Annotated in this window: 19 protein-coding genes and 1 pseudogene; 3 read left to right on the plus strand and 17 right to left on the minus strand. The window is 54.5% G+C overall.

The features are described 5' to 3' along the window. Positions 1 to 670: 670 nt before the first annotated feature. The 11 genes from VGM55_RS00020 to VGM55_RS00070 form a co-directional block, all read right to left on the minus strand. Positions 671 to 1,618, minus strand: coding sequence for a type III secretion protein (locus VGM55_RS00020; RefSeq protein ID WP_154185086.1), 948 nt, complete (start codon positions 1,616 to 1,618; stop codon positions 671 to 673). 178 nt (positions 1,619 to 1,796) lie between these two features. Continuing rightward, a complete protein-coding gene (gene hrpT / locus VGM55_RS00025; RefSeq protein WP_154185087.1) occupies positions 1,797 to 1,976 on the minus strand; it encodes an HrpT family type III secretion system protein in 180 nt (59 codons plus the stop codon). A 9-nt stretch (positions 1,977 to 1,985) separates the two neighbouring features. After that, positions 1,986 to 4,055: a type III secretion system outer membrane ring subunit SctC gene (gene sctC, locus VGM55_RS00030; protein ID WP_414648171.1), complete on the minus strand. Its 2,070-nt coding sequence runs from the start codon at positions 4,053 to 4,055 to the stop codon at positions 1,986 to 1,988. Between the two features lie 299 nt (positions 4,056 to 4,354). Continuing rightward, positions 4,355 to 4,585 carry a hypothetical protein gene (locus VGM55_RS00035; RefSeq protein WP_008460979.1) on the minus strand — a complete coding sequence of 77 codons (231 nt, stop codon included), beginning with the start codon at positions 4,583 to 4,585 and terminating at the stop codon, positions 4,355 to 4,357. Between the two features lie 101 nt (positions 4,586 to 4,686). Beyond that, on the minus strand, positions 4,687 to 5,307 hold the full coding sequence (gene sctL, locus VGM55_RS00040) for a type III secretion system stator protein SctL (protein ID WP_331634190.1): 621 nt from the start codon (positions 5,305 to 5,307) through the stop codon (positions 4,687 to 4,689). Positions 5,308 to 5,310: 3 nt separating this feature from the next. After that, complete coding sequence (locus tag VGM55_RS00045; protein ID WP_331634191.1) at positions 5,311 to 5,583, minus strand: hypothetical protein; 273 nt, start codon at positions 5,581 to 5,583, stop codon at positions 5,311 to 5,313. 330 nt (positions 5,584 to 5,913) lie between these two features. Further along, a complete protein-coding gene (gene sctJ, locus VGM55_RS00050; RefSeq protein WP_154185089.1) occupies positions 5,914 to 6,714 on the minus strand; it encodes a type III secretion system inner membrane ring lipoprotein SctJ in 801 nt (266 codons plus the stop codon). Between the two features lie 6 nt (positions 6,715 to 6,720). Then, complete coding sequence (locus VGM55_RS00055; RefSeq protein ID WP_331634201.1) at positions 6,721 to 7,107, minus strand: EscI/YscI/HrpB family type III secretion system inner rod protein; 387 nt, start codon at positions 7,105 to 7,107, stop codon at positions 6,721 to 6,723. Between the two features lie 92 nt (positions 7,108 to 7,199). After that, positions 7,200 to 7,409: a hypothetical protein gene (locus VGM55_RS00060; RefSeq protein ID WP_045783363.1), complete on the minus strand. Its 210-nt coding sequence runs from the start codon at positions 7,407 to 7,409 to the stop codon at positions 7,200 to 7,202. 92 nt (positions 7,410 to 7,501) lie between these two features. Next, on the minus strand, positions 7,502 to 8,476 hold the full coding sequence (locus VGM55_RS00065) for a sigma 54-interacting transcriptional regulator (RefSeq protein ID WP_154185091.1): 975 nt from the start codon (positions 8,474 to 8,476) through the stop codon (positions 7,502 to 7,504). Positions 8,477 to 9,280: 804 nt separating this feature from the next. Further along, positions 9,281 to 10,300 (minus strand): lytic transglycosylase domain-containing protein, encoded by a 1,020-nt coding sequence (locus VGM55_RS00070; RefSeq protein WP_331634192.1) that lies wholly within the window; start codon positions 10,298 to 10,300, stop codon positions 9,281 to 9,283. Between the two features lie 199 nt (positions 10,301 to 10,499). Between VGM55_RS00070 and VGM55_RS00075 the strand changes: the two genes are divergently transcribed. Further along, entirely contained in the window at positions 10,500 to 11,000 is a 501-nt protein-coding gene (locus tag VGM55_RS00075; protein WP_331634193.1) for a lytic transglycosylase domain-containing protein, read from the plus strand. 157 nt (positions 11,001 to 11,157) lie between these two features. Here the strand turns inward: VGM55_RS00075 and VGM55_RS00080 are convergent, their stop codons facing one another. The 4 genes and pseudogenes from VGM55_RS00080 to VGM55_RS00095 form a co-directional block, all read right to left on the minus strand. Further along, entirely contained in the window at positions 11,158 to 11,802 is a 645-nt protein-coding gene (locus VGM55_RS00080; protein WP_331634194.1) for a hypothetical protein, read from the minus strand. Between the two features lie 296 nt (positions 11,803 to 12,098). Then, the gene (locus VGM55_RS00085) at positions 12,099 to 12,566 is read right to left on the minus strand and encodes a DUF6392 family protein (protein WP_331634195.1); all 468 of its coding nucleotides are present in this window, start codon (positions 12,564 to 12,566) and stop codon (positions 12,099 to 12,101) included. Then, entirely contained in the window at positions 12,563 to 14,074 is a 1,512-nt protein-coding gene (locus VGM55_RS00090; protein ID WP_331634196.1) for an S-type pyocin domain-containing protein, read from the minus strand. Before VGM55_RS00090 ends, VGM55_RS00085 begins: the two co-directional genes overlap by 4 nt. A gap of 52 nt (positions 14,075 to 14,126) precedes the next feature. Further along, positions 14,127 to 14,378 (minus strand): annotated as a pseudogene (locus tag VGM55_RS00095) (PAAR domain-containing protein); the annotation flags it as partial. A gap of 516 nt (positions 14,379 to 14,894) precedes the next feature. Here VGM55_RS00095 and VGM55_RS00100 point away from each other — a divergent pair. Next, a complete protein-coding gene (locus tag VGM55_RS00100) occupies positions 14,895 to 15,428 on the plus strand; it encodes a hypothetical protein (protein WP_331634197.1) in 534 nt (177 codons plus the stop codon). A gap of 170 nt (positions 15,429 to 15,598) precedes the next feature. Here the strand turns inward: VGM55_RS00100 and VGM55_RS00105 are convergent, their stop codons facing one another. Both VGM55_RS00105 and VGM55_RS00110 read right to left on the minus strand, forming a co-directional pair. Further along, the gene (locus tag VGM55_RS00105) at positions 15,599 to 16,024 is read right to left on the minus strand and encodes a type III secretion system chaperone (protein WP_331634198.1); all 426 of its coding nucleotides are present in this window, start codon (positions 16,022 to 16,024) and stop codon (positions 15,599 to 15,601) included. Positions 16,025 to 16,028: 4 nt separating this feature from the next. Continuing rightward, positions 16,029 to 21,464, minus strand: a complete 5,436-nt coding sequence (locus VGM55_RS00110) for an AvrE-family type 3 secretion system effector (protein WP_331634199.1) — start codon at positions 21,462 to 21,464, stop codon at positions 16,029 to 16,031. A 287-nt stretch (positions 21,465 to 21,751) separates the two neighbouring features. Between VGM55_RS00110 and VGM55_RS00115 the strand changes: the two genes are divergently transcribed. Next, entirely contained in the window at positions 21,752 to 22,873 is a 1,122-nt protein-coding gene (locus VGM55_RS00115; RefSeq protein ID WP_331634200.1) for a cupin domain-containing protein, read from the plus strand. Positions 22,874 to 23,145: the final 272 nt, after the last annotated feature.

Consider the following 23,145-nt stretch of genomic DNA (forward strand, 5'->3'; position numbering starts at 1 on the left):
TCGGGGTCGTTCGCGATTCGTTCCCGACGATCGCTCTCTTTCGCTGCTCCCGGCAGCTCAACCCCGCCTGAGTTGGGTCATAACCGGGGGCGATGAGAGCCGGGGACAAGGGCGTGGCTGTGGGTCTTGAAGCGACTGTGACGTTCTGTGTAGCTGCGGGTTTGAAGCGAGGCTCGGTTCCGGCTTAAATCGCCTCGGTTTTCTCTCCGACTGGCCAGGGTCCGGACGTCGGGAACGGCCGGAGGCTGAGAGCGTCGGGAACGCATCTCAGCCGACCCAAGACTGGGAGATAAAACGGAGGTTTACCGCTTGCGGCGATTTATTTGGCCGGGAGTCCGGGTTCTCAGGGGAATGACGGTGATTCCCCTGAGACGTTCACCGATGCGGTGGTAACATATGAAACCGAATTGGAAGTGAACGGAACCTCAGCAGACCCTGCATAATCGCGGGTATTTGTGACTAAGAGACAGCTCTTAAAGTGAGAGTCGAATAATTTTTCTGCACTCGTAATGCGCGAGCATGATCAAGACAAAAAAAGACCGGTATCCACGCGATTAACGCAGAAAGCCGGCCAAATAGAGGGCGAAGAAGAGTCTGGCGAAATGGCGTGTGACGCCGTTATCCTGCGCCACACATCAAAAAGAACATCTGTGGACTACAGCACAATCACTCAGGCCAGCGCGGCGGAAGCCAGGTTCAGCAGCGCGCCGTGGTGGTGCTTCAAGGCATCTTTGATGATGTTGCCGTTAAACAGTTGGGCATCGGCGTTCACCAGCAGGCTGGAAGAGCCATTACCCGGCGCCGTCGCGGAACCTGGGATAGAGCCGCCCACCATCGAAGTTTTCAGATCGTTTTTCGCCGACTGGAAGGCTTTCAGCGAGTCGCCGCTCAGCGGTTTGCTGTTTTTCAGCGCATCTTCCCAGCTGGATGGGCCTTTACCGATGTGAACCAGGCCCGGCATACCGGCACCCGCGCTCTGCGGTTTGCCGTAGATTTCCGGGTGCTGATCCATAAATTTACCGATTTCAGCGCGGGTTTCTTTAGAGCCGCCGTCAACTTTACCGCCGCCGCCCAACATGGCGCTCAGGCCGCTGGTGTCGGATTTCACGTCATCCAACGCCTGCAGGCCCATTTTGCTGCCTAACTGGCTGCCCATGCTGTTGCCGAGTTGGTTAAAGCTGTTGGCGCTGTTGGCGCCAGTGGTAGACAGCGGCAGCTGGACCAGGCCAATACCGGTAGACGGTGACTGCAGGCCGTTGCTCATGCCGCTGTTGAACGCGTTCATGTTGCCTGCACCCGCCTGGCTGTTGAACGGACTGTTCTGGGCGTTCACGCCCATCTGCTGGAGCACCTGCTGGAGCATCTGCTGCATGTTGCTCGCCGCCAGCGTATTCCCCATGCTCGCACCGCCCTGACTCTGCGGAGACATAAAGGTATTGTTATTGTTACCGTTCATGCCGCCGGAGAACAGCAGGTTGGTCAGTCTGGATGCAATGTCGTGCACCATCTGATCGCCAACGTTCTTCAGCAGGTTAGCGGCCATCCCTTCCGGGGTAGCATTCAGCGCCATCTGCGGTAATGCAGTGGCCAGATTCAACATATTTCCAATCGTACTCATTAGATTACCTCAACATGACTTCGGGGTTGATACAGGCGACCAGCCCTGCTGGTTCGCAGTATTAAGACGCCTGTTAAGTGAAAAGAAACCGGCTTCGGTTCCAAAAAACTGTATAACGTCAGGAAAAAAATGACTTTTTACGATGCGGACGCGGAAACACGCGCCCCCGCTATCACTCTCAGCGCACGGGCATCTGCGAATAGTCCTGCACGCCGTTACGCATATCGCCCGGCCACCAGATGGTCAGGTGATGGCTGTCCGATAGCGGCCGACACGCCGTGCTATCGCAGCCGTTGTCATTGCGCGTGGCACACCCGCTAAGGACAAACGCCAGCAGTAACAAAATGGAGAGTTTCATAGTCGCTCCTTAGCGAAGTACGGGACGCGGCGGCAGCAAATAGCTACGCGACCTTGATGAATTAACCGGCAGCGACGACGCGGTAGACAGCAGCGACTGGCGGCTGCGACGCCCTTCTCCCCGCGTGCGGTAGGCGATATAAACCTCAGCCGCTTGCCCAGGAGCAAGATTACTGCCCGGCCACGCGGCGACCGCCAGCACGTCATCATCGCGGCAGCTGGACTCATCAAACCGCTGCGGCTTGCCGCTGACATTGCGGATCAGCCCTACGCTTATCTGTACCGAAGCATTGCTGTACCACTGGCTGTGGGAACTGTCAGATGAAAGCCCTGGCCCCACGTTACACAGTTGACCAATCCCCACGCCTTCCCCGCCCGCCAGGAAACCGGTGGGCACTTTGTCCTCCGCAAGGTCCCGCATGGCGTTTTCGATATCGCCTTTCATCGAGCTGTAACGCTGGCGGAGCTGCACTTCATTCATCGCCGTAGAGAGCTGCTGGCGATCCTGCTCGTCGATATAGCGCGTCGGGTCTACCTGGTCCCCCACCAGATGAGGCGTAATAATGAACAGGCGCTCGCGCTGGGAGGTTTCATGGCTGGTGTAGGAGAAGAATTTCCCCAGGTAAGGGATGTCGCCCAGCAACGGAATACGGTGGTCGGTGTCGCCGGTTTCACGGGAATGGAACCCGCCCATCACCAGCGAACCGTTCTGCTGAACCAGTGCCTGAGTGCTGACGGTGGCACGCTTCGCCCCGGTGGCCACGCCGTCATCGTTAACCTGCACCTTGCCGTCTTCCACATCCACCACTAACTGCACCGTGCTGGTGGGCCCGTTGCCGATGGCGCGGGGAACAACCTGCAGGCTGGTTCCGGCGGTGACGGGTTCAATGGTCGCCACGCGCTCGCCGGTGGCGGTAATAAAGGCGGTGTCGCTCATGTCGATAACCGCCGGCTGGTTCTCAAGCGTCAGGATAGAAGGGTTGGCGACGATGGAAGCGTTGCCCTCCCCTTCCATCGCCTGAATCTGGGCAAAGAAGCGGCTGTAGTCGGTCACAAATAGCGTGCCCGCGCCCTGCAACATCGAGGAACCGGCGGTGATATTGCCGAACGTGCCGCTGAGGTTGCTGGAGAATTTCGAAAATGCGTGGCGATCGACATCAATAATCATGGCGTCGATTTCCACCAATTTTTGCGGAACGTCGATCTGCGAGATCAGCGCCTGATACTGGTCGCGGCGCTTAGGATCGTCCCGGACCAGCAGGGCGTTGTTACGGACGTCGGCAGAAACCAGCGGGTTCATTTCGCCGTCGTCATCGCCGCCTGCGCCGCGGATGCGGCTGTCCTGGCCCTGGATAAGTCCGGAGAGAATGTTGTCCGACTGCTCCTGGAATGACTTATTCAGCGCTTCACGGGAAGAGCCTTCGCCGCCGGGCACGATCCCCTGCGACGAACGCGTACCTTTCTTGCCCAATAACTCGTTGAGGATGCTGGCCACGCCGGGTACCAGCAGCGTTTTCTCGCGGTATTTGATTTCGCGATCGGCGACCGAAGCGTACTTAAGCGGGAACGCCATCATCTCTTTGTTTTGCTTCTTATCTTTGTCTTTGGCGCTAAAGTCCGCCACCAGCGCGACGTACTCCGGTGGCCCGGTGACAATCACGACGCCGTCGTCCGGCAGTTCGCCGTAGCCGAATTTGTCTTCCAGCAGCCCGACGTCACGCAGCGCCTGCTTGAGATCCGGCGCGGCATCCGCCGAAACGCTGATACGTTTTGAGGTTTCTGCCGACTGCGGGCTGACGAACAACGAGCCGTTATAGACGAACCACTGGAAGCGGTACTGCAGCGCCAGGCGGTCAAGGAAGGCCACGCCGCTGTCGGAGCGCAGACGCCCATCCACCACGCTGTCTGGCACGTCACCTAAGCGCAGATTCACGCCGTGGCTGCTGGCGAAATCCTGCAATACGGTGCGCAACGGCGTGCCCTGTGCAGAGTAGGCGTAGGCGCCATTTTGCCAGTCGGCGGGCGTTTGAGCGCTGACGGCTGCGCTATAGCAACCGGCGGTAGCGGCCAGGGCAAACATGGCTGAGCGTAGTAAACGTACGGGCTGATTCAACGACTCATTCTCCTGTAAGCGACGGCAGAATTAGGTGGCCGTCAGGGATACAAACTGCGTTAAACAACGGCTTACGGATACGAATAAGCCGTTGAGGTTGCTGACAAAGAGGAAAAAAGCATGGTTTTTCCCTCTTTGTGGTGAGCAGCCGAAAATCAATGAATTGATTTTCCTGATTTTTTTTAACAAGCAGTCAGGTAGTTCTTCTATTAACAGAGCTCAATTAGTCGTCTGAACGGCTTATCAATAAGCCGTTGACGGCATAACTAGTTGATAGAGTCGATAATCTCCTTGCTCAGGCTATGCTTGAGCGACCCCAATTGGCTGTCGGTAAAGGTCGCCGCCGCCTCTTTCATCAGGGCGTTTTTAAATTCCACCATGTCGCCCATGCTCGGCGCAGGCTGCCCAAGCGTGCTCTGCGCCAGCTCGGCAACCGAGTGGTGCAGACGAGACAGCTGGCTGTCGAGATTGCGCTGAATATCAAAGGAATTGCTCATACGTTTCTCCTCGCGTTGAAATCGCATGATAAGTGGCGGTAGAAAAGCAGAGGTTCCCGCCGCGGGAAAATTAACTTTGCGGCGGCTGAGTTGGCGACAACTTAGGTGGTGAGGCGCAGCAAATGCTGCTGAAGTGAAGCCCAGCTGATGCTGAATTCGCCCTGCGCGGTTTGCAGCAGCAGCGTTTCTGCCGCCAGCGCATCGTCGACGCAGCGCGTCCAGCCAAGCTGAGGATGCGCGGCCAGCCAGCTTGCCAGCGGCGCTTCATGCTGTGAGGGATGATAGAGGGTCACGTCCGTAGCACGCGCGCTTGCCCCCTGTAGCTGGGTCAGCAGCGCATTGAGTTTTTGCTGCTCGCTCAGGCCGCCAAACAGCTGCTCAAATGCTGCATTAATCAGCGCCTGTGCCTGGCTGACAACCGCCGAGCTCTGCGCGTCCCGCTCCGCCTGCCATTCGCTAAAAAAGATTTCGGCCCGCTGCCAGAAATCACGTTCAGCGTCTTCAACGCGCGCGATGACGAGCCGCCCGGCTTCGTCCTGTGCTTCAGCGATCGCTCTCTCAGCCTGCTGACGGGCTTCCGCCAGCAAGGCTTCGCTTCTCAGGGTTGCTTGCTCCACCAGGCTCCTTGCCTGCTGTTGCTCCTGCAATACGGACTGCGGAAGCAGAACGCCTTCGATAATGGGCGCATCATCCTCTAAGGCAACTTTACGGCCAATCCACATGCTTTATTGCTCCCATGAAGAATCATTCGGCGCTGATGTCTGGTACTGCTGAGCCTGCCAGAGCGCGCCTTCCCATAAAGCCTGCAGCCGGTTTAACGGCGGCGTGGGGTCGTTCGGAAACGCCCCTTCGCAAAGCTCAACGTCCGGCTGAGGAAAACTGAATCGCAGACGCTGCCAGGCCACTGGCGTAAAAAGCGGGCGAAGCAGATAGAGCACCGCGAAGTCAGATTCACCGCGGAAACTGAGGGTTGAGGGCAGCCAGACGCCGGGACGCAAGCCACGCGTAAGTCGTTCGCACCAGATGCGCTGCGGCTCCTCCAGCTGCCCTGCCCGGTTGACACACCTCCGCCACCAGCACAAAAAGTCTTGCGCGCTGGTGCGGGAAAAGAGAAATCAGCGCTAACAGCCGCGCGTCGGGGCTATCTGGCAGGCATTCCGCCAGTCCCAGCATGGCCGACAAGGCCTGCGGCGATTGGCGTATCAAGCTCAGACGTCGCGGTTCGTCCAGCTGGAACCAGGGAAGTCCATGCCAGCTGGCGTCAGCCTGTTGCCAGAACCCCTCCAGCCACCAGCTAAGCCAGCCTTTATCAAGCGAGGCCACGCGCGTTACCGCCGCTCTGAGGGCACAACGGCCAGTTCGGTTGAGCCCGTGTTTTTACCGCGCTTCATCGCCTTTAATTTCGGCACGAGCGTAAAGATGCTGCCTAACAGTAACAGCAGGCCGATCAGCGAGAAGAACAGCGTTCTTACCGTGGCATACTGCGAAAGCGTCAGTTGGAAAGGCCCCAACGTCACCAGCTCAATGCGGTCGTGATAGGTGGCCGCAGGCACAAACACCACGGACAACGCGCCGTCATTCTTCCCCGAAAGCCCCGGAATGCTCGCCGCAACCAACCGCCGGATCCTGGGCTCAATGCTGTCGGGATCCATGTCCTGCGTATATTTAATGAAGACCGAAGCCGACGCGGGTTGAACCGGCTCGCCGGGCGCGACGCGCTCGGGCAGAACGACGTTAACCCTCGCCACTACGACGCCGTCAATTTGCGAAAGCGTGGACTCCAGCTCCTGGGAAAGCGCATAGATATAGCGGGCGCGTTCCTCAAGCGGGCTGGAAATAATGCCGTTTTTCTGGAAAACCTCGCCCAGGTTGGTGCGCGCTTTGTGCGGCAGCCCGTTGGCGTTGAGAATGCGAACGGAGCGCTCGATATTGTCCTGAGCCACCAGCACGGTGACGCCGGTTTTATCAATTTGCTTGTCGGCTTCAATCTTGTATTTCGACAGTTCAGAAATGATGTCATTGGCATCGTTTTCAGTCAGACCGGTATTCAGAATGACCTGCGAGTCGCAGCCTGCCAGCAGCAGGACCAGCAGCCAGGGCTGCAGGATTTTTCGCCAGCGTCGTTGCATGATGGATTACTGCAGGTTGGTCAGTTTATCGAGCCCCGAAATGCTCTTCGAGACGATTTTGGCGTTCATCATGCTCTCCAGGTAATAGTTAGAGAGCTGGTCATCCACCTGGTTGAGCACCAGCGGATCGGTAGATCGCGCGGCTTTACGCAGCACGTTATTCATCTGTTTCTGATCGCCTTCCATTTGCTTAAACATGCCGGAGGCTTTTTCAAACATCGCGGCAGGCTTCCCGCCAATACCGCCCATCGCAGAGAGCGCTTCAGGCTGCTCAAGCGCGGCAGAAAAGAAAGCGGCGTCGCTTTGGTTCGCCATGCTGCTGCCGGAAGGTAGCTCTGACTGAGCGACTGGGGCGGGTGAAACGCCCAGAGAATCGGGTTCTGGCAAAGGCATACCTGTTGCAGGATTAAGAATGTGCATATGAGAGATTCCGCCAGCAGAAAAAGAGATCAGGGATTCACGCTGCGGTGAATCCCTGATAGTCATCAGAAGGAAATTTTGTTCTGTGCCAGAGAACTGATCATGGTGGTGGCGGAGTTCTGGTAGCCAGAAACGTAGGCGTTCTTACGGTCACGTTCCGCTTTGTCCAGCGAGTCCTGCATCGATTTGTTTTCGATAGAGTCCATTTGTGACTGGAAACTATCTGCCAGACTGCTGCTTGCGCCTGCGTTGTTACCGGTATTGACTGATGGCATGATGTTTACTCCTCGTTAATTAAACAGCAAATGTTGTGTCATTCACGGATTAAGTGGCGCGGCGTAAACGGCAGTTCCCAAAAAACGAAAAATTAATTTTCCTTCTCTGTCAGTGACTTAATTCGTTGATAAAGCGTTCGCCTTGGAATACCTAATTCATGTGCGGCGCTGACTACCCGATTTTCATGCCGTGACAGACAGTCTTCTATCAGGCTGTATTCAATACGCCGTAGCCGTTCACGCAGGCGCACGGAACGCATCTCCGGATGCCCCATCTGCCCCAGCGCCGGTAACCCCAGCACAAAGCGTTCCGCCGCCCCCTTCAGTTCACGGATATTCCCCGGCCAACGGTGCATCAACAACGCTTCGCTCAGGTTTTGCGGCATCGGCGGCAGCGTGCGGTTCAGCCGAATCGCCGACTCCTGGGCAAAACGGCGAAACAACGGAATAATGCATTCAACGCGTTCGCGCAGCGCCGGAAGTGAAATTTTTACCGTCGTCAGACGAAAGAAGAGATCCTGGCGGAACAGTTTTTGCTCCATTAACTGGGCGAGCGGCTTTTGTGAGGCCACGATCACCCGCAAATTGAGGGCAATGGACTGAGTGCTCCCCAGGCGCCCGATGGTTCGGGTTTCTAATACCCGGAGTAACTTGGCCTGCAGGCTCAGCGACATGCTGTCAATTTCATCAAGAAACAGCACCCCATTGTTTGCGCTTTCAATATAACCTGCACGAGAGTGGGTGGCGCCGGTGTAGGCCCCGGCCGTCACGCCAAACAATTCGCTTTCAGCCAGCGTTTCGGGAATGGCCGCGCAGTTAATCGGCACAAAGGCGCCCCGACAGCCGGAATGTTCGTAGATACGGCGGGCAAAGGTGTCTTTACCGGTGCCCGTTTCGCCTTCCAGCACCAAATCAACCTTTAGAGGGGCTAACGTTTGCAGCCAGATATCCAGCCCGTCGTGCACGTTTTCAGAAGGGGGCAACGCCGCTGCCGACCGTGGCATATTCAAGTCGATATCGACAGGTATATGCTTTATCTCCCAATGATTCGAACTGTTTTCTTTCATAAATCCCCCGCTGCCTGGCTTATTCAAGGTCTGGCGTATGAGTCCCACTTATGAACCATAAACGTGAACCATAAAATGATTGCTGCCTGCTGCCGTGAGTCACCAGGGCAGCCCGCTGAATTAATGAGTTTTGTTTATGAGAAGCAGCGATAACCTATCACCGAGTCGAAGATTCACAATCAGGCAAAATTTTAGCGACCTGTAGGAATATCCCTACAGTGGAATATAGAATTAACTGTTCCGATGTCTGGATGGCAGGCTATTTTTTGCGTCACATAATTATCGAGAGACAATGCTTCCTGAGGTTAATTCCGTGAGCCACGCTGAAAAAAAATGTGGATTTTGCAAGGTGTATCTAAATGTATTAAAAAGAATCAAAAGTTATCAAATAAAATATAACAAAATGATTTTTATGAATAAATTTATTAAAAAAAGAAAAAACATTGTTTATTATTCACCGACAGAGGAAAAAATGAAGTTTTTTCTGACAGACGCAAATTGTGAGATGGATCCTCCGACAGAATTTCCTCACAATCGGCCAGACCAATAATATATATTTACGATTATTTACAATAAGAACCCACAACAGACACACCTATTTCTTTTTGAAATATATTTTACTTTTAGTATTTATGTTTAATTGGGAACATTCCTGGTCGTACTTGCTGCCATTAATCACGCCAATTTAGCCTGTCAAAGAAATAAACTGCTTTGTAACTAAAAAAAGCAGCCGCTTCTTATCGAAGAAACGGCCGCTAAATTAGGCCTTTTTGTAAAGAAGAGAGCAAAAATAAACGCCCGCTATCAGGCGAATTTCGCCATGTGGCTGTTCACTTCATTCACGTAATTCGGATCGCCCAACGAGACGCTGGACAGGTTGTGCAGATTCACCTGATTGTCGCCGGAGTTATAGGCGCGCAGGGCGGCATCATAGCTGCCAAATTTCTCTTTGCCTTCTTTAAGCATCAGCGCCGAACACATGATCTGGTTGGCCGGCGAGTTCATGTCACTGCCCAGCTTATCCGGATATTTGCTCTGCATCGCACGGTAGGTGTCCGGGTTGATCTGGTTCATGCCGCTGTCGGTCAGCCCGTTGCCAGGGTTGGTCGACTTCGCGTTCACATCCCCGCCCGACTCCTGCATGGTCAGCGCGGCCAGCAGCTTGGCCGGAACGCCGGTTTCAGCGGAGGCTTTTTCATATTCTCCGCCAAACTGGGAGACGATTTTTTGCAGCGTAGGATCGCTGGTTTTCAGGCTGGTATCACCCGGACTCAGGCTATCCGCAGACGGCCCGGACGCACCAGATGGCCCGCCAGAAGGTGCTGCTGCGAGGTTGTTCAGCGGGCGGCCAGCATCTCCGGCTCCATCGCTACCGCTGCTGCCCATGCCGGACCCCGAGCCAGAACCAATACCGCTCGTCGGTGAAGAGGAGTCGTCGTCGCCCTTACTTTGCCCGGTATTCATGTGGAAGAGCTGCATCAACTCTTTCAGGAACTGCTGCAGCATCTGCTGAAGCTCCTGCATCATGCCGTCGGCGGAACCGCTGCCGTCGCTTTGCGAAGCGTTAGCCGGGTTACTGGCCGGGCTGTTATTGCCCGTTGGCGAAGCGCCAAAGTTGATTGCCGACGGCTTATCGGCCGCGCCCGTATTGGCAAAGTTCAGCGCCAGCGGAATAGCCAGAGTGTTCCCGCCATTATTCAGCAGCAGTTTGGCGGTAATGTTGCTCCCGCCGTTTTGTGAGTCAGGTGACGCCCCGTCCAGGCCAGGAAAATGATTTTCCGGCAAAAGAGGTGAGAACCCGCCCGGTCCTGATGATATCTGCATACAACACACTCCCCTAAGTGATACCCAGTAGCAATCACCGGCCGCCGCCTAACCTTGCAATGACGCCCGGTTTTGCCCGCGTCCGGCATGTTCAACTGAGTGAGAAGCGGAGTTAAAGAGTTCCTTATGTGGCAAAAAATGGGAACCTGGGCGCGCATTTCGCCACACATTGCCTGTGACAATCAAAAGAGACACATCTATGCAGACTACATCGTGGCGATGGGGCCTTTTACTTCTTAGCCTTCCTGCCGTGGCGCAGGCCGAGTGCTTTACCCGCGTCGGGCACGCCTTCGGGATTTCCCCCGCCTTGCTGGAGGCCATCGCCTGGAAAGAGTCGAAGTTTACCCTTTCTTCGGTGAACGCCGCCAACTCGAACCACACCGAAGACGTGTGCATGATGCAGGTGAACAGCGTGCATTTTGGGCGGCTTAAGCAGTTGGGCGTCACGCGTGAAAACCTGCTGCACGACCCGTGCACCTGCATCGCCACCGGCGCGTGGGTTTTGCACGGGCTGTTCCGCCAGTACGGCCGCTCGTGGAATACCGTCGGCATGTACAACACCGGCCCGTCGGAAAAGCGCCAACAGCTTCGAAGCCGCTATGCCGATGACGTTCAGCGGATTTATAAGGTGCTGCAAAAGCAGCAGCCCACGCGGCGTGAAGAGGATCTGTTTGCCAGCAACGAGGCTGCTAAAGGATAAAAGCTCGGCAAGTTGGGGCTATCTCGTCAGAGAAAAATTCTTCCAGGAGAAAGCATGAGCGATTTATTAAAGCTGTTTTATTGGGTATGACTTTTTGCTGGCAGAACTGTTGTAAAACTTGAATAGGGTAAAAACTTCCCCGCATCACTAAAATTCATTAATTTTTAAACTGCTTATTACACCATAGACAAAATAAATCCTTTGTGTTTTCATCACCGATCTTAGCTTTTCCTTTTATTATCCCAGAGGCATCACGTGGTCTTTTTATCCCAAATGAACCATCCAACCAGTCAACAAATGAATGATTTATCTTCACATGTTTATCCATTTCTTCAGGTGAAGATGAAAAATCATAAACATCACCTAATTGTCCATATCCGATGGAAAGTAATGATAAAAATTCCTTTGCATTATTAGCGATAACACAGCATAGCATCGAGCCAGAACCTGATCCCATGTGAACAACCCTAAGTTCCTTATTATCATCAAGCCAAAAGGCAAGTTGAGATCCATCAAAACCACTCTCTGCAAATGAAACAAGCCTCGATGATATTTCATCTGTAATTTCCTCAAGATCAAACCAATAATTAATCCCTTTCTGACCTGATGTTGTAAACGTGATATCTGGATTAATCTCATAATCTGGACTAATCCTTCCATAATGATAGATAGTAGGATCTCCCACCATACCTTTAGGGGTTTCAATAAGGCCATTTTGCTCTATCCATTGGTATAGTCTTTCAATTTCCTCAGGAACATTTATATCACATGGCAACTTTTCAAATTCTTTTTTCAAGTCCATTAGTAAACCATTCAATTTTCAACCCTCATGTTATAGAAAAAATAATATTGCCTTACAAAAAATTAATGTTCGAGATATGTCCTATCAGTTATGACTGAGCGCGGGATGAATTAAATATATCGAAATTCCAACTGATAATCATACTTTCGAAGTCAATCTGATGGGAAAACAGTGGTTGCAAGTCATCTCTCCATAAACTTGATACGTTAAACCCACCATCGTATATTTTCCCATCAAATAGCAAACAAAATACCATTAATATTACCGGCCTCTTAACGAGGCCAAAAACTTAGGAATTACCAGTGAACTTCTGATGTTGGCATAAACGTCAGTGATTCAACTTGATTTTTTTCTGTATAAGTAACCTGCATAGATAGTGGAATATGAAATCCTTCTAGCGTGTAGAGTTCTTTCATTCCAAAATTAAGGCCACCAATTAACTTAGGTGAAACTATTTTATCTGGCAACCCAAACTGCTCATGCATCCAACTAAGCCCCATATCCTTCTGTAACGGAGAAGGCAACTCATTCGGAAAATGTAGCAACGGCTTCTCATCATCAAGAATTGTAAGTGTTATACAAAATAGCTTCCTTGATGATCGATAAAAGGCCAAATAAACACATTCCTTAACCATATCCAATTCAATTACAGAGTCACCGGAATCACCTCTAGGCTTTGTTTTATATGGAATAAGACCTGCATCATAAATATCTTGATAGGTTTTACCAATGCTTCTTATAAGTAACTCAATATTTATTGTCATCTTGTATATAACCCCACACTTTCATTTATCTGATGTAATTTAGCCCTTGCTTCTTCCAATTGTTCTTCTGTTGCACCATGTTCTTTAAGTGCTGATTTTTCAAAGTTAAAATTTTCATCAGCAGCCTTACGAAGATCATAGCTTTGATCATTAATTTTTTCTGCTGTATTTCGCCCTGCATATGTTTCACTGTTATTTCGGTGAACTTCTATAGGGACTCCTATCGCTGCAACCCTTTTTGACAGTTTTCTCAACTCCTTTGGCGTTAGTTCCGGATGCAAACGCTTATAGTATGCTTTAACTGCCGCAGCCGATGGTATGTGATCAACTTCCAGTTCACCTTGTCGTGATCTACCTTCAAAATCGCTATATAAACCAACTTCAAGAAACTCCACCGGCGGCTTACTAAGATAAACATAAATCGGCGGAATATTCGGCAGCGGCAGGATAAGAATATAATCCGCAAACGTCTTCTCTTCCGGTGCCGGGCTGGTTGTTGCCTCCAGACGTGTCTCTTCCGGCAGCGGATCAACGATAACCGGATTCGGGATCCTGACCGGGGTCTGGTTCCCGGTATTGGACGGCGCATTCACGCCTGAACTGTCCGGCGTCCAGATAATCGTTATACGCGGATCTTCTTCCGTGGTGAAGGTGTACGCTCTCCGGCTGTTGTCCCACGCCATTTTACGCACACGCACCGCATCTTTACCCGGCGGCGTGTGCCAGCCATGCGGCACCGACTGACCCTGGCTGTCGGTTTCCCACGTATAGCGCACACGGCTGGGAGCCTCCCGCATCTGCTCCAGCCGCATGCGGTCGATAAAGTCCTGCTCCCCGTCATTCAGCCTGCCGGGCATCATCCCCACCAGCACGGCGGCGATGGGGGCTCCGGGGCCGCTCGTGGCAACTCTTCCAAGCCCGGCCGCCATTTCCCCCAGTTTTATCGCCCAGGTGCCCGACGTAATTACACTGCCGCCAATCAGACCAAGGACGCTGGCACCTTCCACCGCCATTTGTGCGTGGGCGGCACTCGCGGCTGCAGCCCTGGCGGCCTGATAATCCATTTCCTCATGGTTGCCGTGCCACCATTTATACAGGGCGCTGCGCTTCTTCGGCTTCGGGATCTCTTCTGCGGCGTTCTTTTTCTTCGCGGCCTGGGCATGTTGGGGGACATCATTCTCGTCCGATGGATCTTCCGTAGGTAAGGCCTGGTAAAATGCCATCCGGGGAAAATTGGTATGGGGTTCAGGCTCCGTCCCGGCGTTATTGCAGCCATCTTCTCTCAGGCAGGATTTGGCAAATACCCGGTTACGATCCCGTTCTTCTGCCAGCACCTTTGCCGCTTCTTCCTGATTTTTTTTCCATTTCCTTTTGTCGTATAAGCGCGGACAAACGTTCTTTTTCTGCCCGCTCTTCCGGCGTGTCGTCCCTGATATAACCGTCCGGAATGGACTGAATAAACCTTGCCCGACACGGGCAGGAACTGAAGCTGTCCAGCGTGCCTGCAAACCTGCGCCCCTCATCCCATGTATCGGATGTTCCCCCCAGAATTATATATGTTCCCGGATGCTTGCCGCACGTGACGAGATCGCCTTCAAGCGCGCCAGCCACGCCATACCAGCTGAGCGTCTCATCCCCTGTCAGTATCTTTCCTCCGCAAGTCGTGGCGTCACCCACTCGCAGATAAAATCCCATTGCCCCCATCAGTGCGCTCTCCAGTCCCTGCAGATGTATCCGGCACGATCTTGCTCGTGCGTAATTCCATATTTTAAGCATGTTTATTTTCGGGCGAGATATTAGCCGATATATCATTTGAATCAAAAGGATTTTATTTTTACGTGTTCAGATAACGTATTGTCTTAATTTATATTTACGGCTTTTGTACATTATAATTACGTTATTTTTTGGAGCGACACCCTAAATCTTGATGTAATTAATTATCTTTTAAATCAGATGTTAATGGATGGCTCTGGTGTCTATCTGACGCGCTGTATTCAGTGGCATTTATACTGTAATAAGGCATATTCAGATATTTTAAAATGCCATTAGTAAAGAGAGGAGTTACATATTCGTGAGCAGATTTATTTATCAGGTAGCGATTCGATGGTGCCTTTTTGCAATTCCCCCAAGCGTTTCATCATTTCCTGCGATCCGCCTCGAAGTTTGTCATTTTGCCTGATTTTTAAGCTACATCACTGTGCAGCCATCCAGTATGATCGGAGGGATGAAAAACAGATGAGGCCAATCAAGGCCAGAAAAGAAGCGCCCCCGAATGATGGTGAGACACCAGACGGGGGCTGACCACAACCGTTATACGAGGTAACAGCTATGGCTAACGCTGATAGTAACACACAGGCTCGCCCTGAAATCACCCCCCACGACCCGGCGTTTGCGGGCGATATCGCAACCCTGTTAGAAAAGCCGCAGGGCGCAGCGATGGATCTCTTCCAGGTGCTGGATATTTGCGAGCAATACGCCGAACATTTACTTGAAAACAAGAATCAAACGGAACGCATGGCGCTCTGCGGCCGCCTGCTCGCCGGACTGGAAGTCTTAAAAAGTGCGCTCAAAGCCCCGCTGCCGGACCACCTGATAGAGAAGCTGACGCTCAAAGAGAGCGAAGCCAGCATTTATTACAACCCGATAGCAACGGACTCCGAACCGCTCCGCGAGTACTGCGCGGCGCTAACCATCGTCCTGCTGAATCAGCAAGAATCCCCGGAGCAAAGACAGCAGATGACCGGGCTGCTGTATGATCTGATCGTGGTGCTGGCAGAAGATTTAAAAGCACCGAGGTTTGTTCGCTCGTTGGACGGTGGGTTAACGATGATCGAGGATGGGGCTTTGAATTTGGTTCATTGATTTTTAGGTTGGTTTTGAATCAGTGGCTCTGTTATTTCACTCTGAGCGTTCCATTTTAAAATGGGCTCATGCCGGGCATGAACCCATTTTTATCCTGGCCACGAATCGGTCAATAGACCCTCAAACGATCGGCAAAGGGAGGTTTCCCGGCTTATCCCTTGCCATAGATATTAACGCGGCGCAGCAGCCTCCAGCAGCGACGGCAGCTCGGTGAGAAACTCTCTGACCTCGCCGCTCTGGCCGATGAAGGCGCTTAACCAGCGCGCAAACCGCTCCGCGTCCAGGGCAGACATTTCACATTGGGTACACAGGCGAATTGCATTTTCCCCGTCCAGCGCCAGCCAGCAGCCGCGCATGGCGTTCATTTCAAAGTTCATCGCCAGCAGGTTTGGCAGCAGCGCCGCATCCTGCCCGCTCAGCCCCCCAACCCGACAATGCAGCACCACCGCGCTGCTCTCCGGCGGCAGTTCAATGACTGCCACCTCTTGCTGCTGTGCGTCCATCAGCAGGCAGATGCCCTCTTCCAGGCGCAGCGAGATCTTCTGTTGTCGTCCCCAGGCATCAAGCCACTGTTGAAGCTGTTGTTGCATCGCCATTTCCTTACCCTCCTTTCATCATAAAGCCTGCGTCGGCGGCGTCTCGTAGCGCCGACTTCACCTCTTTTTCTGCCTGAGCCACGCCGCCGTCTACCGTGTAGCTGAGCGGCGCGCTGTCGTCGTCCCCGTAGCTGAAGTTGATCGTGCCCAGGTTTTCATTCATCGACAGCGACACGCCGTTGGAGCCACCGAGTAAAAATGACGGTGTGGAGAATCCGTCAGATTTACTTTGCGTCTTGGTGAACGCTATCGACTTCAGGCGCAGCTTGTCGCGGTCTTTTAGCAGGTCAACAATCGAGTCCTGGGTGACCGTGTGGTTTGCCCACTGATCGGCCAGTTTTTCACGCGGTTTGGTTTTCAGCTCAAGTGACACAACAGCCTGTGAGCTACTGTTATCCTGCAGCCCGCGCAGCAGCGCTTTGAGCCGATAATCCTCGCCCATCATTTGGGTAATGCGGTCGGCGTTGCTCGGCGAAAATTCCCCTTCCATGAAGTGGCGCACAAAGTGAAACAGGCTGTTGCTGTCGATGCGCGACAGGTTTTTGTACGTAGACTGGTATTCCGCCTTATTCACCAGCTGTTGCTGGTTAAGTACTGCGTTTTGCTGGCGTACAGTTTGCTGCAGCGACTGCAGGGCCGCCTGCGGACCGTTGCCCGTCAGCTCGTGGTGGCGTGACTGAGGAATAAAACGAGCAAAGTGGCTCTCCAGCTTGCCAAGCCGTTCAGCCGCCGACATTGGCAGACGTGGAGCATCTTCCGCAGGCGTGAGTTCGCTCAGCAATTTGCGGCTGGCGAGATCGGTAAATTCAGCACGCAGCCCGTCAATCAGCGCATCGACCTCGGCGTTGCTCGGCTCCGGCAGCGTGTTTTGCACGGAAAGCGAGTCGGCCTGCTGCTGGCGTTTGGTCAGCTGCTCCAGCGTATCGAGCAGCGGGCGGCGCGCCTTTACGTTATCGACCGGCGGATACCAGCGGGTGAAATGGGCGTCCAGCTGGCTCAGCTTATCGGCAACGGAAACCGGCAGCTCTCCTTCTTTTGGCTCCTCTTTCAGCCTGGTCAGCAGCTGCGTGGAGGCGCTGTCGGTAAACTGTTTGCCCAGCGTGGTCATCAGCTTTTCCAGGTGAACCCCCTCCACCGGCTGGGCATTTTTTAAATCAACGGTAAGACTGTGCGTCGTTCGGTTGTTGATCGACAGCTGCACGCTCGCCCCGACACCGACGCCCACCGTGAAGGGATCTTTGTGCTTCGGCTGAATCGTGGTGCTGACCGGAATCGCAATGTTGGCCCCGGCGTTCATCTGGTTAAACGCCCTTAAGCGATGGTCACTGTGGCTGACGCCCTGCCCCTCGGCATTACGGGACTCCGTGCGCTCGCGGCTGCCCGCCAACAGGTTGGTGTTGGCATACACGCCGCCGCCCAGGCGTGCGCTGGTGGGGAAGTCTTTCTCGTGGCTGTCGGTAAACGGGAAGCCCACGCTCGCCAGCGCCGCGGCGTTAATGTCCACGCTGAAGCTCTGGGTCGCCCCGCTCTTCACGCTATGGTTTGCGCCACGGTTCAAGAACTCCAGCGGATCCAGCGTGCCGCTGCTCAGCTGCTCGATAAAGCCGGGGATCTCGTGCTCCGCCAGTTCAAACGAGACGCCGTGCTGGGACTGAAGCTGTCCGCCCAGCGTCACGCCGCCGCCAAGACGCACGCCCTGAGACAGCGGGTGCTTGTGGTCGCCGTCCAGGTATGTTTTATGGGTTTTGTTGTAGTCGGTGAGCACGTTGTAGCCCGCGCCAACGATGCCGGTTGCCGACACGGCCCCCGTTCGCCCGAAGCTAACGTTAATCCCCGTATCGCCACGGGAAAAGCTCATCGTATAGCCGCGGTCAGCCCCCACTTTGCCGCCAACGCCCGCAATAACCTGGGTACCCGGCGTAACCGTTGCGGTAGCCGAGGCCCCATAGGTGCGGCTAAACGAAAGGTTTTCTCCGCTCTCCAGCGACAGCACGGTCGCCACCATTTTGTCCTGCATCTCACGCTGGCTTTCCGCCTGCATTACGGTTTTGGTGTTGATGTTGACGCCGTGGTTTTCCTTGCTGAACGCTTTGGTCATGGCTTTGATGGCGTCGTAGTTGGCCTCGAGCGCTTTGTGGTTGCCGAAGCCCTGGGTGGTGACGGTTTTAATCACGTTCCCGCCCCAGTCGCTGTCCCGCAGGCGGGCCACACTGGCGGCAATTTCCGTCATTTTGGCCGAACGTTCTGGCTCGCTTAGCAGCGACGCCTGCTGCAGCTCATCGACAGAGTCATGCAGAGATTTCAGCGTCAGTACGTCCAGCATCACCCTGGATTTCACCAGCCCGATGTCATCGTGTATGTCGCGCTGACGCCCCAACGGCACCTGTTCTTTTTGGTGATTGAGGGTTATCTGCCGGGCTTCCAGCTCGGCAAGAATCGCCCCCGCATGGTTGCTTTTGTCGGCAGGATAGCGGCGCAGGATATCGTTCAACTGCCCGGTGAGGTTGTCCTGGCGACTGCTTGACGGGTTCAGCACTCCACTGTTGCCATGGTTCAGCCCGAAGCGTGAAGGCGTGGCGGTCTGTCGCCGCTCGTCGCGCACGCCATAATGCTGGCCAATCTGCTCGCAGTAATGGGTGCTACTGTCAGAGAGCTGGCGCGCAAAACTGCCCATCTCCTCCAGCAGCGCTTTTTCCTGCGGCTGCCACTGTCGCGCCGCCTCGCCGCTCATGATATCGAGGCGCTGGCTTAATCCCGGGCGCGGCGCATTCCTGGCAGGTTGCTGAGCGAGGGCCTTCAGCCGGTGGGTCAACTCTCCCTGCTGCTGGTAAACATCTTTCAGCCCCTCGCGTCCGGCGTAGCGGTGCTGCATTGAATAGACGGCAGTTTTTAGCGGGCGCGGCCACTCAAGCGACGGGCGGAAAGCAAAGGTGCTAAGTCGGGTGCGGAATGAGGTGCGAACCTGTTTGCCGTCCTGCCCGGTCTGTCCGAGGAAATTAACTTCACGTTTAAAGGTGATACCGGTACCCGGTAAACGCCAGTCTTTTGAGGCCTTCGTTAGGCGCTCATAGTTCTGGCGAGCCATGTTTGGTTCATCAACCTTTGCCGCGGCCGGCTCGCCTTTCTCCCAGGCTCCGGCCCTGAAGAGAAACGTATTGCCCTGCTTGTCCTGCGCGCTGATTTTCCCTTTGGCAGAGGTTTGCAGCGCGCTGAGCTCCGGCTGGCTGCCGTCTTCATTCGCGGGTAAAACGGCCTTCGTCAGCCCGTCGACTTTTCCGCTGTTCCAGTTTTTTTCCGGCAGGCTGAACAGCCCGCCTTCTTTGCTTAACAGCCATAGCTGTTTGTCTTCTCCGAGGGCAAGGTCGCTGATTTTCGAAGCCTCTTCTTTGCCCGTACTGCCCGGCACCAGCTTCTCGATCTGCTCCCGAAGTGCCGCCTGGCTTAAGGTCTGGGTAGCGTTCTGATTGCGGCGGGTCGTCGTGTCTATGTGGTGGAAACCGATATCCCCTTTTTCGTTCACCGCCAGGTAGCGTCGGCTGTCGATAACCGTAAACGCCTGCGCCTTCTCGGCTTTGTTCAGTCCGGCCGTGGCCAGATCTACGCTGACGCTTTTGGTTACCTGCGGCAGGGCAAATACGTTGCTACCGTGATCAACCTTGTTGCTGCTCAGGTTAACCTTAAGACGCTTTAATTCGCCGTCTTTCATCAGCCACGGCTGGCCATCCAGGCCACACTGAAGCTTATCGGCTTTTTCATCCGAGGCGCTCCACAGGCCAGTGGTTTCATTGAAGTAATGGACTTTACCGTCATGCAAAGCCAGTTTTCCCAACCGTCCGAGATCAACCACATCGTGGGCGGCAGGGGTGACCTGCGGCAGGCCTTTCTGGTAGTCCAGCACCATACTGTCGCTAAGGTTCCAGCTGCTTTGCGGCTTGAGGTCGCCGCCGTGCCAGTGGAAGGTGATGGCATGTTTCTGATCGTATTTATCTTTGACGATAAGATGCAGGCGGTCGGTTTCATCCGCCAGCATATCTTCGACGCGCGCCTCATCGCCGACGGTCGCGGTGACGTATTGCGTAATGTTATCAAGCAGCGGTTTATGCCTTGCTTCACCAAAACTTAACGCCGTGCTCTGCTCGTTAGGTTTATCGCCGCAGTGCAGGCGGCCATTATTGTCCAGCGCGAACAACAGCGGGCCATGCAGCGCCGTTTTTTTCAGCGTCATGTTTTCGGGCAGCGTCAGCGTTTTGGGCTGAGGGTCGTCCGCCGCCAGATTGGCCACCCAGGCAACCTGAGGCGTCTTCTCATCGTCGCTCATCAGCACCAGGGCATCGCGCTTCGGGCCTACCGCGTAGTGATCGATTTTGTTATCGAAATTGACCTTGATAGTCTCGCCGACGGCGCTGCCAAGCTGCTTGTCGTCGTTCACTCGCCATAGCATGCCGTCGCTCTGGCGCGACAGGGAAGAAAGCTTATCGTCTTCGCCGGAGAGCGGTTGCCAGGCGTTGGCGGCGCTGTCAAAGCTGTAGAGTTTTTTATCGTACAGCCGGTAGCGCGTGCCGTCGCCGTCGGTGACGCTATCGGTAAGGCGGTCACGCACGCTGGTTTCGGGCAGGCGCACTTTCTCACCGCCGATGTCTACCGTCTGACGATCGTGCCAGGAGAGACGCTGCCCGGCCGGATCCACGCTTTGGCGGCGCATAAAACCCTTGTGCGGCGGCACCTCCTGCCATTCTACTTTCTGCTGGCTGTGGCTAAGGGCGATAAAGGCACCGGGCTGGCTGCGCAGGGTCATCAGTCGCCCTTCTTTATCCAGTAAAACATGCTGATGACCGTCATCGCTGGCGAGGTGGTTTTGGTAACGTAGGCGATCGTGGCCGATGGTTTCTTTCATCAATGCGTGCAGGGGGGCTGACGTTGCCGGGGTATCAATCTCAAGACGCCCCTTTTTATCGAGCGACAGCCGGGTTTCCAGCAGCATGTTTTTTTCAGGCTCAGTCTCCGACGCCAGCTCGGCAAAATGGCTTCCGGGCGTCCCCACCACATTGCTGGGAATGGCGTGAAGCTCGGAAACGTCAGGCTGGCTATAAACGCTCCCGGCGCTGGGCTGGCTGTAGAGGCTTGGGCTACTCACCCTTGAAGCATTTTCAGTGACGGGAACCGCGGTGGGCGTACCCTCTTGCCCACCGCGATGCCGCCCTATAAAGCGGCTAAACATCCCTTTTTGCAAAGTTTGAGCCGTCGCTGTCCCCTGCCTAAACCCGCCGGGCGTGGGCTGGGAGGCGGATTCTGTGAGCAGTGACCCGGACGCGGTTTGCGTGGGGGGAGCCTTACCCTGTTTAATCGATGAGGGCTGCGAGCGCCCCTGCTGTAAGTGAGCGATGTCCTGGTCGCGGATCGCGCGCCCAGGCTTGATAAAAGCCGATATTCCCAATCCCATTCTGTTACCCCTTAACAGTCACACACGTTCTCCGTTTAGTGGGTGGCGAAAAATCAGCTTCGGTTCCGGGCGAAATTTTCCTAACCGCGTGTAAAACCTGAAAAAACCAGCAATAGCACGGCCTGCAGCATCCTCCAGTGGCAAAATAAAATCAGAAAAAACCGATAGCGCCGGTATTTTACGAGGAAGGAAAAGGCAGGAATGTCACGGCAGATTGACCCATGACAAGGTCAGTTTAAGCAGCCGCTCTTTATAATCAGCCTCCTTCCGCATAGGGGTAAATAACCGTGGATTATCAACTCAATTTTAACTGGCCAGAGTTTATGGAAACTTACTGGCAGAAAAAGCCGGTAGTACTCAAAAACGCGCTGCCTAATTTTGTCGACCCGATTACGCCCGACGAGCTTGCTGGTCTGGCGATGGAGAACGAAGTCGACAGCAGACTGGTCAGTTTTAAAGAGGGTAAATGGCATGCCAGCAATGGGCCGTTTGAACACTTTGATAATCTTGGTGACAGCGGCTGGTCTCTGCTGGCGCAGGCCGTTAACCACTGGCACGAACCGGCTGCCGCACTGGTACGCCCTTTCCGCGTATTGCCGGACTGGCGCCTGGACGACCTGATGATCTCGTTTTCCGTGCCGGGCGGCGGCGTTGGCCCGCATATTGATAACTATGACGTCTTTATTATTCAGGGTATGGGCAGCCGCCGCTGGCGCGTAGGCGATAAGCTGCCGCTCAAGCAGTTTTGCCCGCATCCGGCGCTGCTGCACGTTGAGCCGTTTACGCCCATCATCGACGAAGATTTAGCCCCGGGCGACATCCTCTACATTCCGCCGGGCTTCCCGCACGACGGTTTTACTCATGAAACGGCTCTCAACTATTCGGTTGGCTTCCGCGGGCCAAACAGCCGCGATTTAATCAGCAGCTTTGCGGATTACGTGCTGGAAAACGATCTCGGGGGCGATCACTACAGCGACCCGGACCTCACCTGCCGGGCAAACCCAGGCAAAGTAGAAAACGACGAGCTGGAACGCCTGCGCAGCATGATGACGGCGTTGATTAGCCAGCCGGAAGCGTTCAATCAATGGTTCGGCAGCTTTGTGACCACGCCGCGCCACGAGCTGGATATCGCCTCCGCCGAGCCGCCTTATCAGCCGGAAGAAGTCGCCGCTGCGCTGGTTGACGGAGAAGAGCTGATTCGCCTGAGCGGGCTTCGCGTGCTGCAGGTTGGCGAGCATTTCTTTGTGAATAGCGAGCCGCTGGACGTCACCCATCAGGCCGCCGCCGTGGCCATGTGCCGCTATACCCGGCTGACAAAAACGGAACTGGGTGCAGCCGTTGCGGATGACGAATTTATCCGGCAGCTGACGGCGCTGATTAACCAGGGGTACTGGTACTTCGAAGATTAAGTTTGCCCGTCTGAAACCTGGCTACTTAAGGCCGGGTTTCACGGGAGTATCTGCATTTAGTCACAAATACGTTCTCTGATGAACGGTTAAAGTTCCGTTCACCCTAAGATCTGTTTTCCCCGCAAGTTCAGAGCACGGTGAACGTGTCCGGGGGATAACGCCATCCCCCGAACAGCCCCGGCGCCCGGCGAGCTCATCGCCGCTGAAGCGGTAAACCCACCGGCTATCACCCAAACATTCGGGGTCGTTCGCGATTCGTTCCCGACGATCGC

Origin of the sequence: Cedecea sp. (assembly GCF_036500665.1) — a bacterium.
In the GTDB taxonomy this organism is placed as follows: Bacteria; Pseudomonadota; Gammaproteobacteria; order Enterobacterales; family Enterobacteriaceae; genus Cedecea.